The following is a 448-nucleotide window of genomic DNA, read 5'->3' as shown; positions in this document are numbered from 1 at the left end:
AAAGAAATCGTTCATAAAACATTTCCAGGATATGTTCTTGTTGAAATGATCATGACAGACGCTTCCTGGTATGTTGTCCGTAACACACCAGGCGTGACAGGATTCGTTGGTTCACACGGAGCTGGAAGCAAACCAGCACCACTACTTCCAGAAGAAGTCAATCATATCTTGCGTTCTATCGGAATGAGTCTACGACAAAATGATCTAGAAGTAGAAGTTGGCGAAGTTGTGAAAATCATCGAAGGCGCATTTGCTGGATTAGAAGGACAAGTAACAGAAGTTGACGGAGAAAAAGAAAAATTGAAAGTCAACATCGATATGTTTGGTCGTGAAACAAGTACAGAACTTGATTTCGATCAAGTAGATAAAATCGATTAATAAAGAGACTTGAAATGTCGATCATACGATTGACCTTTCAAGTCTTTCTTTTTTCTATATGGAAAGGAAG

1 protein-coding gene is annotated in these 448 nt (G+C 38.6%); it reads left to right on the top strand.

Annotated elements, in window-relative coordinates:
• Positions 1 to 378 (top strand): transcription termination/antitermination protein NusG (nusG, locus tag FCS21_RS17800; protein WP_138624514.1); only part of this gene is annotated, 378 nt, incomplete at its 5' end.
• Positions 379 to 448 lie beyond the last annotated feature (70 nt).

Source organism: Colwellia ponticola (assembly GCF_005885605.1).
GTDB lineage: Bacteria > Pseudomonadota > Gammaproteobacteria > Enterobacterales > Alteromonadaceae > Colwellia > Colwellia ponticola.
The sequence above is the reverse complement of the archived record's forward strand: the minus strand, read 5'-3'. Positions and strand labels throughout refer to the sequence as shown.